The 19409-nt window shown below is 67.1% G+C and carries 19 protein-coding genes; 7 read left to right on the top strand and 12 right to left on the bottom strand.

All coding sequences use genetic code 11. From position 1 onward, the window contains the following. Positions 1–44: 44 nt before the first annotated feature. The gene (locus ACIQF0_RS40915) at positions 45–1463 is read left to right on the top strand and encodes an amino acid permease (protein WP_401039208.1); all 1419 of its coding nucleotides are present in this window, start codon (positions 45–47) and stop codon (positions 1461–1463) included. Here ACIQF0_RS40915 and ACIQF0_RS40910 read toward each other — a convergent pair. The 4 genes from ACIQF0_RS40910 to ACIQF0_RS40895 all read right to left on the bottom strand — a co-directional run bounded on the left by ACIQF0_RS40910 (position 1438) and on the right by ACIQF0_RS40895 (position 7147). Beyond that, complete coding sequence (locus tag ACIQF0_RS40910; RefSeq protein WP_360041821.1) at positions 1438–2967, bottom strand: DUF885 domain-containing protein; 1530 nt, start codon at positions 2965–2967, stop codon at positions 1438–1440. The genes ACIQF0_RS40915 and ACIQF0_RS40910 overlap by 26 nt on opposite strands. After that, positions 2967–4490, bottom strand: coding sequence for a DUF885 domain-containing protein (locus ACIQF0_RS40905; protein ID WP_401039205.1), 1524 nt, complete (start codon positions 4488–4490; stop codon positions 2967–2969). Before ACIQF0_RS40905 ends, ACIQF0_RS40910 begins: the two co-directional genes overlap by 1 nt. Positions 4491–4500: 10 nt before the next feature. Beyond that, positions 4501–5547, bottom strand: a complete 1047-nt coding sequence (locus ACIQF0_RS40900; protein ID WP_401039202.1) for an NAD(P)H-dependent flavin oxidoreductase — start codon at positions 5545–5547, stop codon at positions 4501–4503. A 130-nt stretch (positions 5548–5677) separates the two neighbouring features. Next, positions 5678–7147 (bottom strand): chitinase, encoded by a 1470-nt coding sequence (locus ACIQF0_RS40895; RefSeq protein ID WP_401039199.1) that lies wholly within the window; start codon positions 7145–7147, stop codon positions 5678–5680. A 98-nt stretch (positions 7148–7245) separates the two neighbouring features. Between ACIQF0_RS40895 and ACIQF0_RS40890 the strand changes: the two genes are divergently transcribed. Both ACIQF0_RS40890 and ACIQF0_RS40885 read left to right on the top strand, forming a co-directional pair. Next, complete coding sequence (locus ACIQF0_RS40890) at positions 7246–7677, top strand: phosphohydrolase (protein ID WP_401039197.1); 432 nt, start codon at positions 7246–7248, stop codon at positions 7675–7677. A gap of 73 nt (positions 7678–7750) precedes the next feature. Beyond that, positions 7751–7978, top strand: coding sequence for a hypothetical protein (locus ACIQF0_RS40885; RefSeq protein WP_093600589.1), 228 nt, complete (start codon positions 7751–7753; stop codon positions 7976–7978). Between the two features lie 54 nt (positions 7979–8032). On the opposite strand, the gene ACIQF0_RS40880 is transcribed toward ACIQF0_RS40885, so the two are convergent. Then, positions 8033–8644: a class I SAM-dependent methyltransferase gene (locus tag ACIQF0_RS40880; RefSeq protein WP_401039193.1), complete on the bottom strand. Its 612-nt coding sequence runs from the start codon at positions 8642–8644 to the stop codon at positions 8033–8035. Positions 8645–8681: 37 nt separating this feature from the next. Beyond that, entirely contained in the window at positions 8682–9143 is a 462-nt protein-coding gene (locus tag ACIQF0_RS40875; protein WP_360041804.1) for a helix-turn-helix domain-containing protein, read from the bottom strand. Positions 9144–9232: 89 nt separating this feature from the next. Between ACIQF0_RS40875 and ACIQF0_RS40870 the strand changes: the two genes are divergently transcribed. Both ACIQF0_RS40870 and ACIQF0_RS40865 read left to right on the top strand, forming a co-directional pair. After that, entirely contained in the window at positions 9233–9820 is a 588-nt protein-coding gene (locus ACIQF0_RS40870; RefSeq protein WP_401039191.1) for a dihydrofolate reductase family protein, read from the top strand. After that, the gene (locus tag ACIQF0_RS40865) at positions 9817–10179 is read left to right on the top strand and encodes a PPOX class F420-dependent oxidoreductase (RefSeq protein ID WP_401039188.1); all 363 of its coding nucleotides are present in this window, start codon (positions 9817–9819) and stop codon (positions 10177–10179) included. Before ACIQF0_RS40870 ends, ACIQF0_RS40865 begins: the two co-directional genes overlap by 4 nt. A 6-nt stretch (positions 10180–10185) precedes the next feature. On the opposite strand, the gene lepA is transcribed toward ACIQF0_RS40865, so the two are convergent. After that, positions 10186–12021 (bottom strand): translation elongation factor 4, encoded by a 1836-nt coding sequence (lepA, locus tag ACIQF0_RS40860; RefSeq protein ID WP_360042463.1) that lies wholly within the window; start codon positions 12019–12021, stop codon positions 10186–10188. Positions 12022–12104: 83 nt separating this feature from the next. On the opposite strand from lepA, the gene ACIQF0_RS40855 reads away from it, so the two are divergent. Then, on the top strand, positions 12105–12533 hold the full coding sequence (locus ACIQF0_RS40855) for a type II toxin-antitoxin system PemK/MazF family toxin (RefSeq protein ID WP_401039186.1): 429 nt from the start codon (positions 12105–12107) through the stop codon (positions 12531–12533). Here the strand turns inward: ACIQF0_RS40855 and ACIQF0_RS40850 are convergent. The 5 genes from ACIQF0_RS40850 to ACIQF0_RS40830 are packed head-to-tail and all read right to left on the bottom strand — an operon-like array spanning position 12518 to position 17011. Further along, a complete protein-coding gene (locus tag ACIQF0_RS40850) occupies positions 12518–12694 on the bottom strand; it encodes a DUF397 domain-containing protein (protein ID WP_360041794.1) in 177 nt (58 codons plus the stop codon). The genes ACIQF0_RS40855 and ACIQF0_RS40850 overlap by 16 nt on opposite strands. Further along, complete coding sequence (locus ACIQF0_RS40845) at positions 12669–13514, bottom strand: helix-turn-helix domain-containing protein (RefSeq protein ID WP_401039183.1); 846 nt, start codon at positions 13512–13514, stop codon at positions 12669–12671. The genes ACIQF0_RS40850 and ACIQF0_RS40845 overlap by 26 nt, the downstream gene beginning before the upstream one ends. Before the next feature lie 59 nt (positions 13515–13573). Then, a complete protein-coding gene (locus ACIQF0_RS40840) occupies positions 13574–14416 on the bottom strand; it encodes a transglutaminase family protein (protein WP_360041789.1) in 843 nt (280 codons plus the stop codon). 2 nt (positions 14417–14418) lie between these two features. Continuing rightward, positions 14419–15366 carry an alpha-E domain-containing protein gene (locus ACIQF0_RS40835; RefSeq protein ID WP_401039180.1) on the bottom strand — a complete coding sequence of 316 codons (948 nt, stop codon included), beginning with the start codon at positions 15364–15366 and terminating at the stop codon, positions 14419–14421. A 13-nt stretch (positions 15367–15379) separates the two neighbouring features. Continuing rightward, entirely contained in the window at positions 15380–17011 is a 1632-nt protein-coding gene (locus ACIQF0_RS40830; RefSeq protein WP_401039178.1) for a circularly permuted type 2 ATP-grasp protein, read from the bottom strand. A gap of 98 nt (positions 17012–17109) precedes the next feature. Between ACIQF0_RS40830 and ACIQF0_RS40825 the strand changes: the two genes are divergently transcribed. Then, the gene (locus ACIQF0_RS40825) at positions 17110–19308 is read left to right on the top strand and encodes a P-loop NTPase fold protein (protein ID WP_401039175.1); all 2199 of its coding nucleotides are present in this window, start codon (positions 17110–17112) and stop codon (positions 19306–19308) included. Positions 19309–19409 lie beyond the last annotated feature (101 nt).

Genomic DNA, 19409 nt, shown 5'->3' with positions numbered 1-19409 from the left:
CTTCTGCCGAGCAGGCGCGAACGAACCGCGTGACAGTGGTCCTCATGACCACGCAGGGCGTTTTCAGGCGCAAGCCCATAGACCAGATCGCTGAGGACAAAGGCGACGGGCTCACCAGAACACTGGGCCTGTGGCAGCTCACCGCGATCGGCATCGGCGGCATCATCGGCGCCGGCATCTTCTCGCTGGCGGGCGCCGTCGCGAACAAGACGGCCGGACCGGCGGTGCTGGTCTCGTTCCTCATCGCGGGGATCGCGAGCGCGGCGGCGGCGTTCTCGTACGCGGAGTTCGCGGGCATGATCCCGAAGGCCGGCAGCGCCTACACCTACGGCTACGCGGTGCTCGGCGAGATCGTCGGCTGGTTCATCGGCTGGGACCTGCTGCTGGAGTACACCGCGATCGTGGCGGTGGTGGCGATCGGCATCTCGGGCTACTTCACCGAACTGCTGTCGTTGCTGAACATCCATCTACCGCAATGGATGCTGGGCGCGCCGGGCACGGAGACCGGTGACGTCGCCGCGGGCAGTTACAAGGTCAACCTGTTCGCGGTGCTGTTGTGCCTGCTGATCGCGTACGTGCTGAACACGGGCATGAAGAACGCGGCGCGGTTCGAGACGACGTTGGTGTACCTGAAGGTCGCGGTGGTGGCGCTGGTCGTCATCGTCGGCGCGTTCCACATCAACACCGACAACTACAACCCGTTCTTCCCGTTCGGCATCTCGGGCGCGCTCACGGGTGCGGCGACGGTGTTCTTCGCGGTGTTCGGCTACGACGCCATGTCGACGGCGGCCGAGGAGTCGAAGGACTCCCAGAAGCACATGCCGAAGGCGATCATCTACTCGCTCGCGGTGTCGATGGTGCTGTACGTGCTGGCCTGCCTGGTGCTCACGGGAATGGTGAACTACAAGGACATCGACGCGGAGTCCGCGTTCGCCACGGCGTTCGCCGACGTCGGCCTGCCCGCGCTGGGCATCATCATCAGCGTCGGCGCGATCCTCGGCATCACGACGGTGCTCTTCACGTTCATGATGGGCGCGGCCCGCGTCGGCTACTCGATGAGCCGTGACGGCCTGCTGCCCCCGTGGTTCGCGAAGACGCACCCGGTGAAGCACGCGCCGACGCGCATCACCTGGGTGCTGGGCATCGCGTCGGCGCTCATCGCCGGATTCCTGCCGATCGCGGAGGCCGCCGAGCTCACCAACATCGGCATCCTGCTGGCGTTCGTCGTCGTCTGCGTGGCCGTGATCGTGTTGCGCTACAAGCAGCCCGACCTCCCGCGCTCGTTCAGGACGCCGGGCATGCCCGTGGTGCCGATCATCGGCGTGATCTTCTCGCTCTGGCTGATCACGTTCCTCAACCCGGAGACCTGGCTGCGGTTCGCGATCTGGTTCGTGATCGGCCTGATCATCTACTTCGCCTACTCGCGCAAGCACTCCGTCATGGAGCGTCAGCCCAAGCCGTGACGATCTGGTCGAGGGTGGAGAGCGGTACCGCGCCGCTCCCCACCACCAGGTCGTGGAACGCCTTGACGTCGAACCGGTCGCCCATCTTCGTCTCGGCCTCGGCCCGCACGCGCTGGATCTCCAGGCGCCCCACCATGTACGCGAGGGCCTGCCCCGGCGTCTCGATGTACCTGTCGATCTCGGAGTCGATCTCGGGCTCGGTCATGACGGTGTTCTCCCGCAGGTAGTCGACGGCGTACTGCCGCGACCAGCCGAACGCGTGGATGCCGGTGTCCACCACGAGCCGCCCGGCGCGCATCGCGTCGAGCCCGAGCATGCCGAGGCGCTGCTCGTCGGACGAGTACAGGCCCATCTCGTCGGCGAGGCGCTCGGTGTAGAGGCCCCAGCCCTCCAGGTACGCCTCGATGAACGCGTACTTGCGCATGTTGGGCAGTTCCGTCTCGGAGGCGATCGAGAACTGGTAGTGGTGGCCGGGAACGGCCTCGTGGAACGCCGTCACCTCGGACAGCGTGCGGCTGCGTTCGGTGGCGCCCAACGGGTTCAGCCAGTAGGTGCCGGGACGGCTGCGATCGGCCGGCGCGGGCTGGTAGAAGGCGATGGCCGACGTGCTCTGCTCCTCCTCGGGCACGGCGCGCACCTGACAGCCGACGCTCGGCATGCGGCCGAACCACTTCGGCGCCTCGGCCTCCGCGCGGGCGATCGCCTCGACGGCGTTCTCGATCATCTGCTCTTCGCTGTCCCACAACATTTCCGTGCGCAGCCGGTGGAAGATCTCCGGCACGTCCCTGGTGCCCCACAACCGCGAGCCGATCTCCGCGTACTCCTCGCGCAGCGCCGCGATGATGTCGAGCCCCAGCCGGTGCAACTCGCTGGGCCTGCGGGAGGTCGTGGTGTAGGTGCGGACCAGGTTCGCGTAGTTCCGCTCGCCCCCGGGAAGCCAGCAGAGCCCGGCCCTGTCGTCGCGACGGCCGTCCCCGATCGACGCCAGCACGTCGCGGAACCCGGCGACGGCGGTGCGGATCTGCGCCGAGTGCGCGCCTTCCCACTCCTGCACCGGCAGGGCCAGAAAGCCCTCCATGCGCTGCACGCCGGTCCGCAGATGACGGCTCAGCGGCCTGCGGTCGGACTCGCGCAGCCTCTGAGCCGCCTGCTCGATGTAGCGCGGGAACTGGTCGAGGCGCTGGGACACGTCCAGCTTCGACGAGACCATGAGCAGGCTGTTCACCGGCGCGCTCATGGTCGCGACGGTGTGCTCGACCAGCCTGGCGTCGATGCGGTCGACGATCGCCTGGCCCTGTTGCTTGATGACCGCGAGCGTGACGGGGTCCTCGGTGTCGTCCGTCTCGGCCTCGTCGAGGAGCCGGGAGACCCGGTCCCTGATCACCTGCTCGCCGTCCGTGCTCAGGTCCTCGAGCTTGTCCTCCCAGCCCGCCACCCCCAGCATCGTGGCCGACAGCGGCGAGTGGTCCATGGACGCCTGGAACATCTCATCAGCGAGCGACATCAGGCCCTCCTGGACCAGTTGGAGACAAGTTTGCCGAGCGTGGGCAACGGAACGATGCCGTTCTCCAGGACAAGATCGTGGAACGCCCTGATGTCGAACCTATCGCCCATCGCGGACCGGGCCTCCTCGCGCACCCGCTGGATCTCCAGCCGCCCCACCATGTACGCGAGCGCCTGCCCTGGCGCCTCGATGTACCGGTCGACCTCGGACGAGATCTCCGCGGCGTCCATCGCGGTGTTCTCGCTCAGGTAGTCGATGGCCTGCTGCCGGGGCCAGCCGAGCGCGTGCAGGCCCGTGTCGACCACCAGCCGGCCGGCGCGCATCGCGTCGAGGCCCAGCATGCCCAGGCGTGCCTCGTCCGACGAGTACAGGCCCATCTCGTCGGCCAGACGCTCGGTGTAGAGGCCCCAGCCCTCGATGTAGGAGTCGATGAACGCGAACTTGCGCACGTTCGACAGTTCGGTCTCGGCGGCGATCGAGAGCTGGAAGTGGTGGCCGGGAACGGCTTCGTGGAACGCCGTCACCTCGGACACCGTGCGGCTGCGGCCGGTGGCGTTCACCGGGTTCACGAAGTACGTGCCGGGACGCGACCCGTCGAGTGCCGCGTCCTCGTAGTACGCGAACGCGGCGTTGGGGCGGTCCACCTCCGGTACGAACCGGACCTCGCACCGCGCCTTCGGCAGTCGCCCGAACCAGTTCGGTGCCTCGGCCTCGGCCCGCGTGACGGCGTCGACCGCGCTGACGAGCATCTCGTCCTCGTTGTCCCACAACAGGTCCGTGCGCAACCGCCGGAAGATCTCCGCGACGTCGGAGATGCCCCACACCCGCGAACCGATCTTCGCGTACTCCTCGTGCAGCCCGGCGATCAGGTCGAGGCCGAGCCGGTGCAGTTCGGCGGGGCTGTAGGAAGCGGTCGTGTAGTCGCGGACGAGCTTGCGGTAGTTCTCCTCGCCGTCGGGCAACCAGCAGAGGCCTGCCTGCTCGTCGACCCGTCCCGGCAGGCCCAGCAGGACCTCGCGGTACCGGGCGAACGCCGGGCGCAGGTCCGCGTCGCCCTCCCACTCCTGGCGGGGCGAGGCGAGGAACCGTTCGACGTAGGCCGCGCCGTTCTCCACGTGCCGGCGCAACGGCCTGCGGTCCGTGTCGGCCAGCCGGTCCGCGGCCTGGCCGAGGAAGCCGGGAACGAGATGCCGCCGCCGCGAGAAGTCGAGGTGCGAGGTCGCCCTGAGCAGGCCCGCGACCGGCGCGTTGGTCCCCCTGGACACCGAGTGCTCGACCAGCCGCGCGTCGATGCCGGTGATGATCGACTCGGCCTGGTGCCGGATCACGTCCCGCGCGACCGGATCCTCGTCACTTCCGTCGAGGCGCTCGAGGATGCCGGTCAGCCGGGAACGCATCGCCTGGTGGCCGTCGACGCTGAGGTCTTCGAGCCGGTCGTCCCAGCCCGGCACCCCGACGAGCGTGGCGAACAGCGGGTTCCAGTCCATCATCGCCTGGAACATCTCATCGGAGAGCGAGGTCACGCTCTCCTTCTTAGCCGCGCGGGAACCTCTGGGCCAGGGATTTGATCGTTTCGGTCAGCTCCGCGCCGATTCGCTCCACGACCGCCCCTGCCGGTTCGGCCGTCGCCAGCGGGTACGTGGTGCCCGCCCACAGCGACATGACCTCCACCTCACCGGTCGCGCGCACTGGCCTCGTGAGGTGGTGGACGTTCGGGTACGCGGCGGGCGCGTGCGGGCTGTGCTCGATCAGGAACCGGTTCACGAGCCCACGGGCAGGCCGGCCGCTGAACGCCCGCGTGAGCGCCGTGCGCCGGGCTCCTTCGGCGAGCGCTTCCCGTTGCGTCGCATTGGTTCCCGCCTCCGGGCAGCCGAGGAACGCGGTGCCGAGCTGCGCCGCGACCGCACCCGCGGCCAGCACGGCGGCGACGTCGGCGCCGCTGACGAGGCCACCGGTCGCGATCACCGGCAGGTCCACGGTGCTCTTCACCAGCCTGATCGCCGCGAGGGTGCCGTACAGCTCACCGCCGCCGGGCGAGATTCCGTCGTCGGCGAACGTGCCGCGGTGGCCGCCCGCGTCCGAACCCTGCACGCACAGGACGTCGGCGCCGATCTGCCGGGCCTGCCGCGCCTCGCTCGGGGTGGTGACCGTCACGACGATCGTGGAGCCCGCCGCCTTGAGCCGCTGGACGTCGTCGGCGTCGGGCAGGCCGAAGGTGAACGACACCACCGGAACCCGCAGCGCCAGCACGAGTTCTAGCTTCGCCGCGTAGTTGTCGTCGTCCCAGCGGGGGTCGCCGGGCGCGGCGCCGACCTTCTCGGCACAGGCCGTGACGCGGCGCACGTAGGACGAGATGTCGCTGGTCGGCCTCGTGCCGGGCACGAAGAGGTTGACCCCGAACGGCTTCGTGGTGAGCTCGCTCGTACGTGTGATCTTCTCCGCGAGCTGCTCGACGGTGACGTACCCGGCTGCGAGGAACCCGAACCCGCCTGCCTCGTTCACCGCGGCGACCAGTTCGGGGGTGGAGGGGCCACCTGCCATCGGCGCGGCGATCACAGGCACGGCCAGCGTGTGGAACATGGAAGACAACCTAGTTGGATCGGCCGACAAATGCCTGGTGAAGCCCTGTGTCCTTGATGACGCAAGGACTGCTCCGAACGGACGTCGGTGCCACGTCCACTGTGGACGTGGCACCGACGGTTTCCATCATCTAGGGCAGGGAGTCCAGATGAGGGGCAACGGTGTTCGCGAACTGCCAGTTGTTCGAGGCGTCCCAGTTGATCGACCACGTCATGGCGCCACGGATGGACGGCCAGGTCGTGCTCGGCTTGAACGTCCCGCAGCTGGTGCCGCGCGCGAGACAGCTGAGCGCGTTGTTGACGTTGGACGGCGACTGGTACCCGCCACCGGCACCGGACGGCGACGCCGGCAGGCCGAGGCCCACCTGGTCGGCGCGCAGGCCGCTCTGCAACTGGATGCACGCGAGCGCGGTCAGGAAGTTGACCGTGCCCTGGCTGTAGACCTGCTGGTCGCAGCCGAGCATCGAGCCGGAGTTGTAGTACTGCATGTTGACGATGGTCAGGATGTCCTTGGTGGCCAGCGCCAGCTTGAAGTACTCGGAGTTGACGTTCTGCATGTCGATCGTCTGCGGCGCCATGGTGATGACGCTGCCTCCACCGGCGGCGATGCTGCGCAGCGCCTGACCCATGTAGGTGGCGTTGACGCCGTTCTCCAGGTCGATGTCGACGCCGTTGAAGCCGTAGGTGGAGATCAGGCTCTTGACGCTGTTGGAGAAGTTCGTCGCCGCCGTGGAGTTGCCGACGCTGATCGTGCCCTTCTCACCGCCGACGGAGATGATCACCTTCTGACCGCGGTTCTGCACGGTCTTGATGTCCGCGCGGAACTGCGCGTCGGTGTAGCCGCCCAGCTGGCTGCTCAGTCCGGGGTCGAGGTTGAACGCGACCTGGCCCTGCACCGCCGTGGCGTCGGCGAACGAGACCGCGATGATGTCGTAAGTGGTGGGGACGTCCGCGAGCTTCAGAGCGCGCGCACCGTTGTAGAAGTTCTGCCAGTAGCCCGTCAGGACGTGCTTGGGCAGACCGGTGTTCGGCGGGTTGCTGGTCGTGGTGGTGGTAGTCGTGGTCGTCGTAGTGGTGGTGGTCGACGTCGTGGTGCTCGTGGTCGTCGGCGGCGTGCCGGGGCCGTCGAGGTTGACGTCGTCGGCGAAGTACGCGGGCTGGCCGTACCAGCCGTGCAGGTAGATCGTGACGCTGGTGGCGCTGCCGGTGGTGAAGTCGACGGTCAGCTGCGAGAAGCCGCTCGTGCCGGGCGTCCAGGTGTTCTTCTCCACGCCACCGGTGACGCCGAGGTAGACGTAGCTGCCCTGCACCCACGCGGACAGCTTGTAGGCCGTGTTCGGTTGCACCGAAACGGTTTGCTGGCACCGCGCGTTGCTCTGCCCGACCGGTGCGCCCTGCAGGGCGTACGTGCCGGTGCGCTTCGTGCCGCTGGTGACGCTCGTGCCCTCGGTGCAGGTCCAGCCGCTCAGGTTGCCGGCCTCGAAGCCGCTGTTGGCCGCGAGGTTCGCGGCGGCAGCGCTTCCGTTGATCACCAACACCAGACCGGCACAAGCGAACAGCGCGGACAGCAGCGCTATAGCTGCTCGTCTGGTCTTGGACATGGTCCACCTCCACACATCATGCGGCGGCCATGTTGTGAGTGGACTAAAAATGGACTAGACCACTGCGTCTGGTCAAGTCCTGGTTTAGCTTGAGGGGCGTGTTCACCCTCGAAGACGCCATCACGATCGCCACCGCCGCCCACGACGGCCAGGTCGACAAGTCGGGCCGGCCGTACATCGGACACCCGTTGCGGGTCATGGCGGCGATGACCGGCGAGCACGAGCAGATGGCCGCGGTCCTGCACGACGTCATCGAGGACACCCCGGTCACCGCGGACGATCTGCTCGCGCGCGGTTGCCCCGGGGTCGTCGTCGACGCCGTCGTGGCCCTGTCACATCTCCCGGAGGAGCCGCAGGAGGACTACCTCCGCCGCGTCGCCGCGAACCCGTTGGCACTCTCCGTGAAGCGCGCGGACATCGGCGACAACCTCTCCCCCGCCCGGATGGCCCGCCTGGACGACGCCACGCAAGATCGTTTGAAGGCCAAGTACGCGCGCGCCCTCGGGTTGCTCGCGGAGTACGTGAGCTAACTCGCTTCTTCATCGGTACAGGTCGCTTGAACAGGGTGTATTATCGAAACGTAACCAAGATTGGAAGGACACGATGACCCGCCACGACCTGTCCGTGAAGTCCCTGCGTTCGAGCCTGGCCTCGCGCCGTGAAGCTCGGTACTCACGCCGGAGCCTCGAACGGCAGTTGGCCAGCTACACCACCGAGAGCGACCGACTCGAACTGGACGCCATCCTGTCGCGCCACAGCGCGGAGGAGACCGGCGAGCTCCGTTCGATCATCAACCGGCAGGCGATGGACCGCCTTCTGCGGTCCGCCTGACGAGTTCAATTCAGGGCCACCCCGGCAGCGTTGCCGAGGGTGGCCTTCGTGTTTCTAGAACAACCTCTTGAGGGTCAGGACGTTGTCCTTGCGCGTCTCCTGCTGACCCTCCGGCCCGACGAGCGGCCGTTCCACGACCTCGTCGGTGATGATGATCCAGTTGTCTTTGAGCTTCAGGTGATCGAGAACGTCCTTGGTCGTCGGGAAGTAGTAGTCCTGGTGCTCGGACCACGACGGCGCCGCCGCGTGCCCGCCGACGATCAGGTGCCCGCCCGGTGCCACCGCGTTCGAGGCCCGCTTCAGGATGCTGTTGCGCTCCCCGTCCTCCTCGACCGGCGAGTGCAGGAACTGCGCGCTCACCAGGTCGCACAGGCCGTCGGGGAACGTGGCCTTGAGATCGTGCTGCTCCACCGAGATCTCGACGCCGGCGTCGTACGCGTGCTTGAGCGCCCGATCCAGCGCGACCTGCGACACGTCGACGCCCAGCACCCGCCAGCCCCTCTTCGCGAGCCAGACGGCGTCACCACCTTCCGCGCACCCGATGTCGAGCGCGCTGCCGGGCGTGAGCCGTTCGGCCTCGCGCACCAGCAACGGGTTCGGCTTGCCGGACCAGACCTGGTCCCGCTCCGAGTAGAAGGTCTCCCAGAACTCCTGTGCGGTCGTCATGCTTCGACGATGCTCCCGACCGTGCTGAATTGGCAAACTATGTTGCTGATCCGGCAACGCCAGGACCGGGCAGCAGATCGACGTCGCCGGCCCGCATCGGCTCACCGCAGTGGTCGCACCGCAGTTCGACGTCCGCGATCTCCCCGCAGGCGTGGTGCCGGTAGAGCACCGGCGGCCCCGCCTCGCCCGCGAGCCACCGGTCGCCCCAGCCCTTCATGACCATGAGCAGGTCGATGAGCTCAGTGCCCTTGACCGTCAGCACGTACTCGTAACGCGGCCGCTGGTCGTACGGCCGCCGCTCCAGAACCCCTTGCTCCACAAGGTGATTCAGTCGCTCGGTCAGCACCTTGCGGGAGATCCCGAGGTCGGCCTGGAGCTGCTCGAACCGGTTCATCCCGACCCACACGTCGCGCAGGATCAGCGGCGACCAGGGCTCCCCGATGACGTCGAGCGTGCGCGCGATCGAACACGCCATCCCACTGAAGCTCGTCCGCTGCATGCCTCGACTCTAGCAAGTCGGGGTTCCCTTAAGGAACTCAAGTCTGCTACGGTCTTGGAGTCTCTTAAGGGAACTCAAAGGAGCACGAGATGAGCAAGGTGATCAGCGCCCACTCGGTGTCGGTCGACGGCTACATCACCGGCCACGACCCGCGTCCGGGTCAGGGTCTTGGCGACGGCGGCATGCTGTTCGACTGGTACTTCAACGGCACGGTGGAGAGCCAGGAGTTCGGCGGCTTCAAGCTCAGCGAGCCCAGCGCCGAGGTCTTCGACTTCCACGCCGGACGCGTCGGCGCGGTGGTCGCCGGCCGCAACACGTTCGACGACTCCGAGAGCTTCGGCGGCGGCAGCCCGCACCCGAACGCGCACCTCGTCCTGCTCTCCCACCGCTCTGCGGACCTCACGGAACGCCAGACGCCGGCCACGTCCATCGAGGACGCGATCGCCAAGGCCCTGGAACTCGCTGACGGCAAGGACGTCGGCCTGATGGGCGGCGGCGTGCTGAACGCGGCACTCCAGGCGGGACTGGTCGACGAGGTCGTGCTGCACCAGGTGCCGATCCTGCTGGGCGGCGGCCGCCCGTTCTTCCAGGAGCTGCCGAAGCACGTGCGCCTCGCCCTGATCGACGCCATCCCGGCCCCCGGCGTGACCCACCTCCGTTACGAGGTGCAGCGATGAACGCGGACGTCCGCACGGTGCTCGACGGCACCCCGATCGCCCACCTCGCCACGCTGCTGCCCGACGGCGCGCCTCACTCCGTGCCGCTGTGGATCGGCACGCACGGCGACCACATCGCGATCCTCACCGGCCCTGGTTCGCAGAAGGCCCGCAACCTGCGCCGCGACCCGCGCGTGGCGATCTCCCTGACACCGCCGGACAACCCGTTCCAGCCGGTCGTCCTGCGCGGCCGGGTCGTGGAGTGGCTCGACGGCGACGCGGCGTGGGAGATCATCGACGCGATCGCCCAGAAATACATCGGTGGGCCCTACTCGCGCGACGAAGAACGAGTCGTCGCGCTCATAGAGCCCACCGGATGACGAGACCTACTTCTTGCCCTTCGGCTCGTCAGTGGACAGCGCGGCGACGAAGGCCTCCTGGGGCACCTCGACGCGGCCGACCATCTTCATGCGCTTCTTGCCTTCCTTCTGCTTCTCGAGCAGCTTGCGCTTACGGGTGATGTCACCGCCGTAGCACTTGGCCAGCACGTCCTTGCGGATGGCGCGGATCGTCTCGCGGGCGATCACGCGGGCACCGATCGCGGCCTGGATCGGCACCTCGAACTGCTGCCTGGGGATGAGCTCACGCAGACGCGTCGCCATGCGCGTGCCGTACGCGTAGGCGTAGTCCTTGTGCACGATCGCGCTGAACGCGTCGACCGTCTCACCCTGCAGCAGGATGTCGACCTTGACGAGCTCCGCGTCCTGCTCGCCGGACTCTTCGTAGTCCAGCGACGCGTAACCGCGGGTGCGCGACTTCAGCGAGTCGAAGAAGTCGAAGATGATCTCGCCGAGCGGCATCGTGTAGCGCAGCTCGACACGCTCCTCCGACAGGTAGTCCATGCCGCCGAGCTGGCCGCGCTTGGACTGGCAGAGCTCCATGATCGGGCCGATGTAGTCGGACGGCGCGATGATGGTGCACTTGGTGATGGGCTCGTAGACCTCGGCGCGCTTGCCCTCCGGCCAGTCGGACGGGTTCGTCACGACGATCTCCGAACCGTCCTCCATCACCACGCGGTACACGACGTTCGGCGCGGTGGAGATGAGGTCGAGACCGTACTCGCGCTCCAGGCGGTCGCGGGTGATCTCGAGGTGCAGCAGGCCGAGGAAGCCGCAGCGGAAGCCGAAGCCCAGCGCGGCGGAGGTCTCCGGCTCGTAGGTGAGCGCGGCGTCGTTGAGCTGGAGCTTGTCGAGCGCCTCGCGCAGCTCCGGGTAGTCCGAGCCGTCGACCGGGTACAGGCCGGAGTAGACCATCGGACGGGGCTCGCGGTAGCCGGCCAGCGGCTCCGTGGCGCCCTTGCGCTCCGACGTGACGGTGTCGCCGACCTTGGACTGGCGCACGTCCTTCACGCCGGTGATCAGGTAACCCACCTCGCCGACGCCGAGGCCCTGGGACGGCTTGGGCTCCGGCGAGACGATGCCGACCTCGAGGATCTCGTGGGTCGCGCCCGTCGACATCATCTTGATGCGCTCGCGCGGCGTGATCTTGCCGTCGACCACGCGGATGTAGGTGACGACGCCGCGATAGGTGTCGTAGACCGAGTCGAAGATCATCGCGCGGGCCGGGGCGTCGTCGCTGCCGACGGGGGCCGGCACCTTCTTCACGACCTCGTCGAGCAGCGCGCCGACGCCGAGACCGGTCTTCGCGGAGACGCGCAGCACCTCGTCCGGCTCGCAGCCGGTGATGTGCGCGATCTCCTTCGCGTACTTGTCCGGGTCCGCGGCGGGCAGGTCGATCTTGTTCAGCACGGGGATGATGGTGAGGTCGTTCTCCATCGCCAGGTACAGGTTCGCCAGCGTCTGCGCCTCGATGCCCTGCGCGGCGTCGACCAGCAGCACGGCGCCCTCACAGGCCTCCAGCGCGCGGGACACCTCGTAGGTGAAGTCGACGTGGCCAGGCGTGTCGATCATGTGCAGGACGTGGTCCTGCCCGTCGAGCTGCCACGGCAGGCGCACGTTCTGCGCCTTGATGGTGATGCCGCGCTCACGCTCGATGTCCATGCGGTCGAGGTACTGCGCCCGCATCGCCCGCGCGTCGACCACGCCGGTGAGCTGCAGCATGCGGTCGGCCAGCGTCGACTTGCCGTGGTCGATGTGCGCGATGATGCAGAAGTTCCGGATGAGCTCCGGCGGCGTGAAGGTCGTGTCGGCGAACGAGGTCAAGGCAGTCCTCAACAGGAAATCGGACGGGTGTCCCCTTATGGTCCCATAGAGGCCCCTGTGCCCTGCACCACTAGGGTGCGTCCGTGCAGACGAACGGTGAAGACCCCCGCCCGGCGAAGGGCGCGGTCCGTGAGGTTTTCGACGCGGCACAGGCCGCCAAGCTGGACTACTCGCCCACGATGGACGGCGACGCCGACCCGGGCGAGGTCGTGTGGGCGTGGGTGCCCTTCGAGGAAGACGCCAACCGCGGCAAGGACCGCCCCCTGCTGGTCGTGGGCCACGCGGGCAGCGACCTCGTGGCGCTGATGCTCTCCTCGAAGGAGCCGCGCGACGACTACCTGGAACTGGGCGCCGGCGCCTGGGACCGCGAGGGCAGGCCTTCCTACCTGCGCCTCGACCGCGTCTTCGCCCTGGACTCGGACGACGACATCCGGCGTGAGGGTGCCGTGCTGGCACCCGCCGCCTTCGGCCAGGTCGTGGACGCCCTACGCGAACGTCACGGCTGGCGCTGAACGAACGCACGCCACGCGGGTGCGCTGAACATCAGCGTGCCCGCGTCGGCGTTCTTGGAGTCACGAACAAGCACGTCCCGAGCGATCGAGACCTCGACGCAGTTCCCGTCCTCGGTCGCATCGCTGTAGCTGCTCTTACGCCAAGCGCGGTCCTCGGCCATCGAATTCCTCTCGCGGTGGGCTGACGTACTCCGCCAGCTTGCTCCGCGATTGTTCCGCATCCAGCGCGACCTCATCCAGGTGGTTGAAGAGCAGCCTGGTGCGCGCGATGGCTCCTGGATCCTGCACGAACACCTTCGCGAGGTCGGTCTCACCGAAGGCGACCGGATACGCCTTCTCGTACTCCCAAAGCACACAGCCGGACGACGGAACCACGACGTGCGCCGGCACGATCCGGATCTCAGGCGCGCCGAACAAGAGCTTCGCGCACTGGTCTTCCATGATCTGGTCGTTCCCGACCTGCTGCCGCAGCGCGAGCTCGTGGACGTAGAACAAACAAGTCGGCCGATCGTGTCGTCGCAGGATCGCCTGGCGTTCGATGCGGAACTGCACGATCGTCGGGATTCGTTCCTCCGCGATGAAGCCGCCCAGCCGGTACAGCGCGTCGGCGTACTCCGGCGTCTGCGAGAGACCGGGCACGGACCGCGGGTCGTAACTGGTGATCGTCTTGGCGGTCGCCTCGGCCAGGGCCATCGTCCGCGTGTTGTCCGGCACCTGCACGATGTACTCGTCGAAGGCCTTCGCGTAGCGCCGCCGGAACTCCTCGAAGTAGTCGGCGTCCTTGCCACACGCGGTCAGGAACTGCACCAGGTCGATCTCGGTCGCGCGGGCCTTGCCGTGCTCGATGGTGGACATCTTGCTCGGATCCCAGCCGAGCCGGATGGCCATGGCGCGGCCACCCAGATCGGTGCAGGTCTCCCGCAACCGACGCAGCTCGTCCCCGAGATCCCGGCTGTACGCAGTGGATGTGATCACAGTCATAGGCCGAAGCTAGGGTTTGTAGCGGGTCCAAAGAAGGTGCTCATTCGGGTGAAAACGTCCTACGCGAGGCGCGTGATCTCGACCGTCACCTCCAACGCGGTCGCCGCGCTACCCGAGTAGATCCCCTTCAACGGCGCCACATCCGCGTAGTCGCGCCCGAGCGCCACCCACACGTGCCGTGGCCCGACCGGCATCGCGTTCGTGGGGTCGTATCCCCACCACCCGCCGGTCCACGCCTCGATCCACGCGTGCGACTCGCCGCGCACCGTCTCTCGCGGCGCGCCGTCCTTCTTCGTGTGCAGGTATCCGGACACGTAGCGCGCCGGAATCCCCATGCCCCGCAACAACACCAACGTCAGGTGCGCGAAGTCCTGGCAGACGCCCTTCTTCTCCTGCCACGCGTCCACGGCCGAACTGTGCACGCCGGTCGAACCCGGCTGGTACTTCAGCTGCTCCCACACCCATTGCGAGGCCGCCAGCACCGCGTCCGACGGCGTCAGCCCCTTCTTGAGGTCCCGTGCCACCGCCAGGAGCTCGCGGTTGCGGGGCGTGTAGCGCGTGGGTTCGAGGAACTCCGTGTAGCGGTCCACGAGGTTGTCCTCGCGCATGTCGCTCCACGTGCCCGTGGTCACCGGTTCGATCTCCGCGCTCGTCTCCACGACCGACGACGCGACGACCTTGAGTTCCGTGTGCGGCGCATGGAGGTCGAACGACGTGACCTCCGTGCCCCAGTAGTCCGTGTACCGGTACGCACGCGTGGCAGGGTTCGTCTCCACGCGTGACACCACCACGTTCTGACGACGGTCACCGCGTGGCGTCAGTCGCGCCTCGTTGTACGACTGCGAAACAGGTGCGTCGTACTGGTAGCCCGTCGTGTGCACGACACGCACTCGCCAGCTCATGGTCAGCCCACCTCGGCGTTCGTCCAGGCGACCCACTGCGCCACGTGGAAGTACTGCTGTGACACGGCTTCACCGACGTCACGAACCGTCTTCTGCAACGCCGCGAGCCGCTTCGGCAGGTCGTCCAGCAGGTCGTGCGGCCGCAGGAACTCCAGCTCACTCCGCGCCTGCCCCAGCAACCGCAGCGCCTCCGCCCGCGCTCCCACCCGCACCGACGGCTGGTTCTCCAGCTGCTCCAAACAGGACTCGGCCTGCCTCAGCGCGTGGAACACCGACCGCGGGAACAGCCTGTCCAGCAACAGGAACTGCACCACTCTCGACGCGTCCAACGCGCCGCGGTAAGTCCTCAGGTACGTGTCGTGCGCACCGGCCGACCGCAGAACCGTGACCCAGCCAGGCGAAGACGCCTTGTCTCCCACACGAGCCAGCAGCAGCCGCACGATCATGTCGACGCGTTCGACCGACCGTCCCAGCACGAGGAAGCGCCACCCGTCGTCCCGTGACATCGTGGAGTCGGCCAGGCCCGCGAACATCGCGGCCCGTTCCTCGACAAAGCTGAAGAACGCGTGCGGCCCCATCGTGCGCGCGTAAGTCTCCCGTTCCGCGACGGCGTTCCACATCGCGTTGAGGCACTCCCACATTTCGGTCGACACGACCTCACGAGCACCACGCGTGTTCTCGCGCGCGCTGTTGACCGACGACACGATCGAAGCGGGATTGTCCTTGTTGTACGCCACCAGTTCCGTGAGCGACCACACGTCGAACTGGGCGGCCCCGACCGGCGGCTTGATGCCCAGAACCGTCAGCAACTGCCGCGACGTGGCGTCCGGGTCGACGGTCGCGTCCTCCAGCAGCTGGTGGACCGAGACGTCCAGAATGCGCGCCGTGTCATCGGCCCGTTCGACGTACCGGCCGATCCAGTACAGCGACTCCGCGTTGCGTGCCAGCATTTCGCGCGCCTCCCTACTGCTGCTGTTGTTGCTGTTGCTGGGAAGTGGACAGCTCCGGCCCCTGCTCGGCGGCAGCGGCCTCCATCTCGCCCGGCCCGGCAAGCCCGGGCTGCGCGAGCTCCTGTTCCTGGTTCGACGACTTCGCCGCGAGCACCCAGGTGTCCTTGGAACCGCCGCCCTGCGAGGAGTTCACGATGAGACTTCCCTCCGGCAACGCCACGCGGGTGAGCCCGCCGGGCAACACGAAGATGAAGTTGCCGTCGTTCACCGCGAACGGCCGCAGGTCGACGTGCCGCGGCGCCAGCCTGTCCCCCACCTTGGTGGGCACCGTGCTCAGCTGCACCACGGGCTGCGCGATCCACCCGCGAGGGTTGTTCTTGATCCGTTTCCGCAACGAGTTCAGCTCCCGGATCGTCGCGTCCGGCCCGAACACGATCCCGTACCCGCCAGACCCCTCGACGGGCTTCACGACCAGCTCGTCGATCCGGTCGAACACGTGCGCCCGCTCCTCGGACAGCCAGCACCGGAACGTGTCGACGTTCGGCAGCAACGGCTTCTCTTGGAGGTAGTACTTCACGATCTCCGGCATGTACGTGTAGACGAGCTTGTCGTCCGCCACCCCGTTGCCCACGGCGTTGGCGACGACGACGTTGCCCGCCCGAGCCGCGTTCAACAGCCCGGCGATGCCCAGCACCGAGTCCGGCCGGAAGTGCACGGGATCGAGGAAGTCGTCGTCGATGCGCCGATAGATGACGTCGACCTGCCGCTCCCCCTCGGTCGTGCGGAGGTAAACGAAGTTGTCGCGGCAGAACAGATCCCGCCCCTCGACCAGCTCCACACCCATCTGCCGCGCGAGCAACGAGTGCTCGAAGTAGGCGCTGTTCCCAAGACCAGGCGTCAACACAACAACGTTTGGATCCGCCGCGTTAGGCGCAGCAGCATTCCTCAACGCCCTGAGCAGATGCACCGCGTAGTCACCCACCGCGCGCACACGATGCCGTGCGAACAGGTCGGGAAACACCCGCGCCATAGTCCGCCGGTTCTCCATGACGTACGAAACGCCACTAGGACACCGCAGATTGTCTTCAAGAACCCGGAACGTCCCCTGCTCGTCCCGCACCAGGTCCACACCCGACACGTGGATGCGCACCCCGTTGGGCGGACTGATGCCGGCCGCCTCTCGATGGAAGTGCTCGCAGCTCGTAATGAGACGCCGAGGCAACACTCCATCCCGAACGATCTGCGCGTCGCCGTAGATGTCCGCGAGGAACATCTCCATCGCCCGAACCCGCTGAACGATGCCTCTCTCGAGCTTCGACCACTCACTCGCGGTGATGATCCGGGGAATCAGATCGAGCGGAAACGGCCGTTCCTGCCCACTGAGCGAGAACGTGATCCCTTGGTCGACAAAGGCCCGCCCCAACGCCTCAGAGCGCGCGTTCAGCTCGTTGACCTGCGACGGAGCCACCGACTCGTACAGCGCGCGGTAAGCACTCCGCACCCCGTTGTCGGTGGAGAACATCTCGTCGTAGGCGCCGGCGTGCGGCCGTTCCGGATTGAGATAGCCGTTGAACAGCTCACCGAGCCTCGGCGTGGTGACCGTGCGGCTGCGGCGCAGTCCTGAGGTGCGGGCTCGGCGTTCCATGGTCCACATCTTCACCCTGTTCAGGCCGATTTCGCACTAGTCCGACCGGACAGAAACCTGCCGGAAACGAAACTCGCCCCTTTCTCGACCTTGCAGGCGTGACCTCAGCCGAGCCGCAGCGGATGGAACTTGAACGCACCGTGCAACTCCGCACGGCCATCATTGGGCTCGCGGTCAACCTCGACGAGGCGAACCCAGAGCTTGTCGTCTTCTTCGACGAGCGCGGACCCGAAGCTGTAAACGCGCGTACCGGAGCCCACAAGCCGAGCCCTGAACCCAGGGCCTGGGGGCTGACCTACGGCCCGGTGCGGTCACTTCAGATCGAGGACCTCACCGCCCAAACCGACGGCAAGGACATCCTCGTGCTCAGGGACGACAGCCTGGTCCGCAGGCTGACTGGACACAACACGCCGGTCGCATCACTTGCTGTGTGCCCCACTGCGGGACTATCGCTGCTGGTCTCGGGGAGCGAGGGCGGATCGGTTCGGATCTGGAACCCGCACACAGGTCAGCTGATCCGGCAGAGCGAACCGACCCAGGTCACACTGCTGATCACGTTCGAGGGCGCAGACGGACGGCCGCGCCTCGCATCCAGCGACAGGACCGGCGGGTTGCGCATCTGGAACCCTCAACTGCCCGCCACACTGGTCACCGGCCCGGTATCCACCCGTGGGTTCAGCGACCGTGTGGCGCACCATGACCTGCTCGACCGCGGCGCGCTGGTACAGGTGCTCCGGGAGATGCTCTATCCAAGGGAAGACGATCCGCCGACAGTCATCACGGTCGAGGGAGCTTGGGGTTCAGGCAAGAGCACACTGTTGGAACTGGTGAAGGACCAACTGTCCACCCCGGCCACCGAAGGTCCGAAAAGTTGGCGGCTCACCGTATTCGGGGCGGACCGGAGGCTTTGGCGGCCTCGACCGCCGAAGAAGGCTTCCAAGTCGGCGAAGACGAAGCTGGCAGCCAGGCCGTTGGTCGTGTCGTTCAACCCGTGGCGCCATCAGTCGAGTGAGCAGGTGTGGGCGGGACTTGCGAAAGCCGTGACAGAGGCGGCAGAAGCGGCGATCATGCCGCACCAGAACACCAGCGAGCGGTACTGGTTCACTCGTAACGCCCAGCGTGTGGACCGTCGACACCTCCAGCGTCACCTGTGGAAACGGACGTTCTCGCCGCTGCTGTCGATAGCAGGACTGGGTTTCGGGGTGTCCGTGCTCAATGCCCTGATCAACCTCAAGCTCGGCTGGGCGTGGGGGGCCACCGTCGGGCTGGGTGGAGCCGGGGCGCTGCACACGGCATGGCGATACCTGTTCAGTCGAGCCTCAGCGTTCCTGCCGGGCGAGCTGTTCTCCGGACCGGTCGTCAGCAACGCTTTCTCCGGAACCACAACGGATCCGTTGATACGCGACCCCTACTACAACGCGCGCGCCGGCTATCTGTACCTCGTGCAGCACGATGTCAAGGCGTTGCTGGAGGACCTCAACTCGCACGGTTACCGGCCGATCCTGCTGATCGACGATCTCGACCGGTGCACACCGAGCACGACGGCGCAGGTGTTCGAGGCGATCAACGTGTTCCTGTCGGACGACTTCCCCGCCACAAGGTTCGTGCTCGGACTAGACACGACAGTCGTCGCGTCCCACGTGGACCACGCCTACAAGGAGCTGGCCGACGCGAGGATCGTGACGCATCCCGATGATCCGAGTCCTGGGTGGACGTTCCTGCGCAAGCTAGTCCAACTCCCAGTGCGGCTGCCCCGCACCACGGCGGACAACATCGACCGGGTGCTGAGGTCCCAACTCGACCCAGTGCGTCGAGAAGGCGAGATCGCCCCGGCCGATGCCGTTCCCAAGATGGCCTTCCTCAAGCTTTCGGTGTCGGAGATCGCCACCCTCGAAAGATTGAGGAAGGCCATCGTCGCGATCGAGCAGCACCCGGAGGTCCGCGAACATCTGCGCCGCCGGCTCAGGGCTCAGCCCGAGCAGTCGGTGCGCGAGGAGAAGCGGCTGCTGAACGTCTGGCAGTTCTACCTCCGCATGCTCGGCACAGTGGATGCGGAGGAAGCCGGCCACCTCGTCGCCGTCGCGGAGATCGCCACGCGCTGGCCGGCGTATCTGCACCGGACGCGCGGTGCGTGGCGGGAGCTGGCTGACGCGGTCGACGACGACGTCCAGTGGGGCGCAACGGTCGCCAGGCTGGGATTCGCCTACTCGGACCGCAGACCCGCGGCGAGCCTGCGGGAGTTGCTGCGTGACTGCGATGCGCCAGCGGTCGCGGAGTTGGCGAACAGATTGTTCTAGAATGTAAAAAAGCCCTGCGGGGAGCGCTTGTGGCGCTCAACCCGCAGGGCAAATTAAGTTCGGCGGCGACCTACTCTCCCACACCGTAACCAGTGCAGTAC

Source organism: Lentzea sp. NPDC092896, from assembly GCF_044754905.1.
Classification (GTDB): Bacteria; Actinomycetota; Actinomycetes; order Mycobacteriales; family Pseudonocardiaceae; genus Lentzea.
This window is presented reverse-complemented; position numbering and strand designations above follow the sequence as displayed.

Excerpts from the sequence above, each read along its gene's own strand:
- ACIQF0_RS40845 (WP_401039183.1), bottom strand. The coding sequence starts at position 13,514 with ATGACTGTGATCACATCCACTGCGTACAGCCGGGATCTCGGGGACGAG.
- ACIQF0_RS40840 (WP_360041789.1), bottom strand. The coding sequence starts at position 14,416 with ATGAGCTGGCGAGTGCGTGTCGTGCACACGACGGGCTACCAGTACGAC.
- ACIQF0_RS40885 (WP_093600589.1), top strand. The coding sequence starts at position 7,751 with ATGACCCGCCACGACCTGTCCGTGAAGTCCCTGCGTTCGAGCCTGGCC.
- ACIQF0_RS40900 (WP_401039202.1), bottom strand. The coding sequence starts at position 5,547 with ATGTTCCACACGCTGGCCGTGCCTGTGATCGCCGCGCCGATGGCAGGT.
- ACIQF0_RS40870 (WP_401039191.1), top strand. The coding sequence starts at position 9,233 with ATGAGCAAGGTGATCAGCGCCCACTCGGTGTCGGTCGACGGCTACATC.
- ACIQF0_RS40895 (WP_401039199.1), bottom strand. The coding sequence starts at position 7,147 with ATGTCCAAGACCAGACGAGCAGCTATAGCGCTGCTGTCCGCGCTGTTC.
- ACIQF0_RS40865 (WP_401039188.1), top strand. The coding sequence starts at position 9,817 with ATGAACGCGGACGTCCGCACGGTGCTCGACGGCACCCCGATCGCCCAC.
- ACIQF0_RS40910 (WP_360041821.1), bottom strand. The coding sequence starts at position 2,967 with ATGTCGCTCGCTGATGAGATGTTCCAGGCGTCCATGGACCACTCGCCG.
- ACIQF0_RS40915 (WP_401039208.1), top strand. The coding sequence starts at position 45 with ATGACCACGCAGGGCGTTTTCAGGCGCAAGCCCATAGACCAGATCGCT.
- ACIQF0_RS40850 (WP_360041794.1), bottom strand. The coding sequence starts at position 12,694 with ATGGCCGAGGACCGCGCTTGGCGTAAGAGCAGCTACAGCGATGCGACC.
- ACIQF0_RS40835 (WP_401039180.1), bottom strand. The coding sequence starts at position 15,366 with ATGCTGGCACGCAACGCGGAGTCGCTGTACTGGATCGGCCGGTACGTC.
- ACIQF0_RS40875 (WP_360041804.1), bottom strand. The coding sequence starts at position 9,143 with ATGCAGCGGACGAGCTTCAGTGGGATGGCGTGTTCGATCGCGCGCACG.
- ACIQF0_RS40830 (WP_401039178.1), bottom strand. The coding sequence starts at position 17,011 with ATGGAACGCCGAGCCCGCACCTCAGGACTGCGCCGCAGCCGCACGGTC.
- ACIQF0_RS40880 (WP_401039193.1), bottom strand. The coding sequence starts at position 8,644 with ATGACGACCGCACAGGAGTTCTGGGAGACCTTCTACTCGGAGCGGGAC.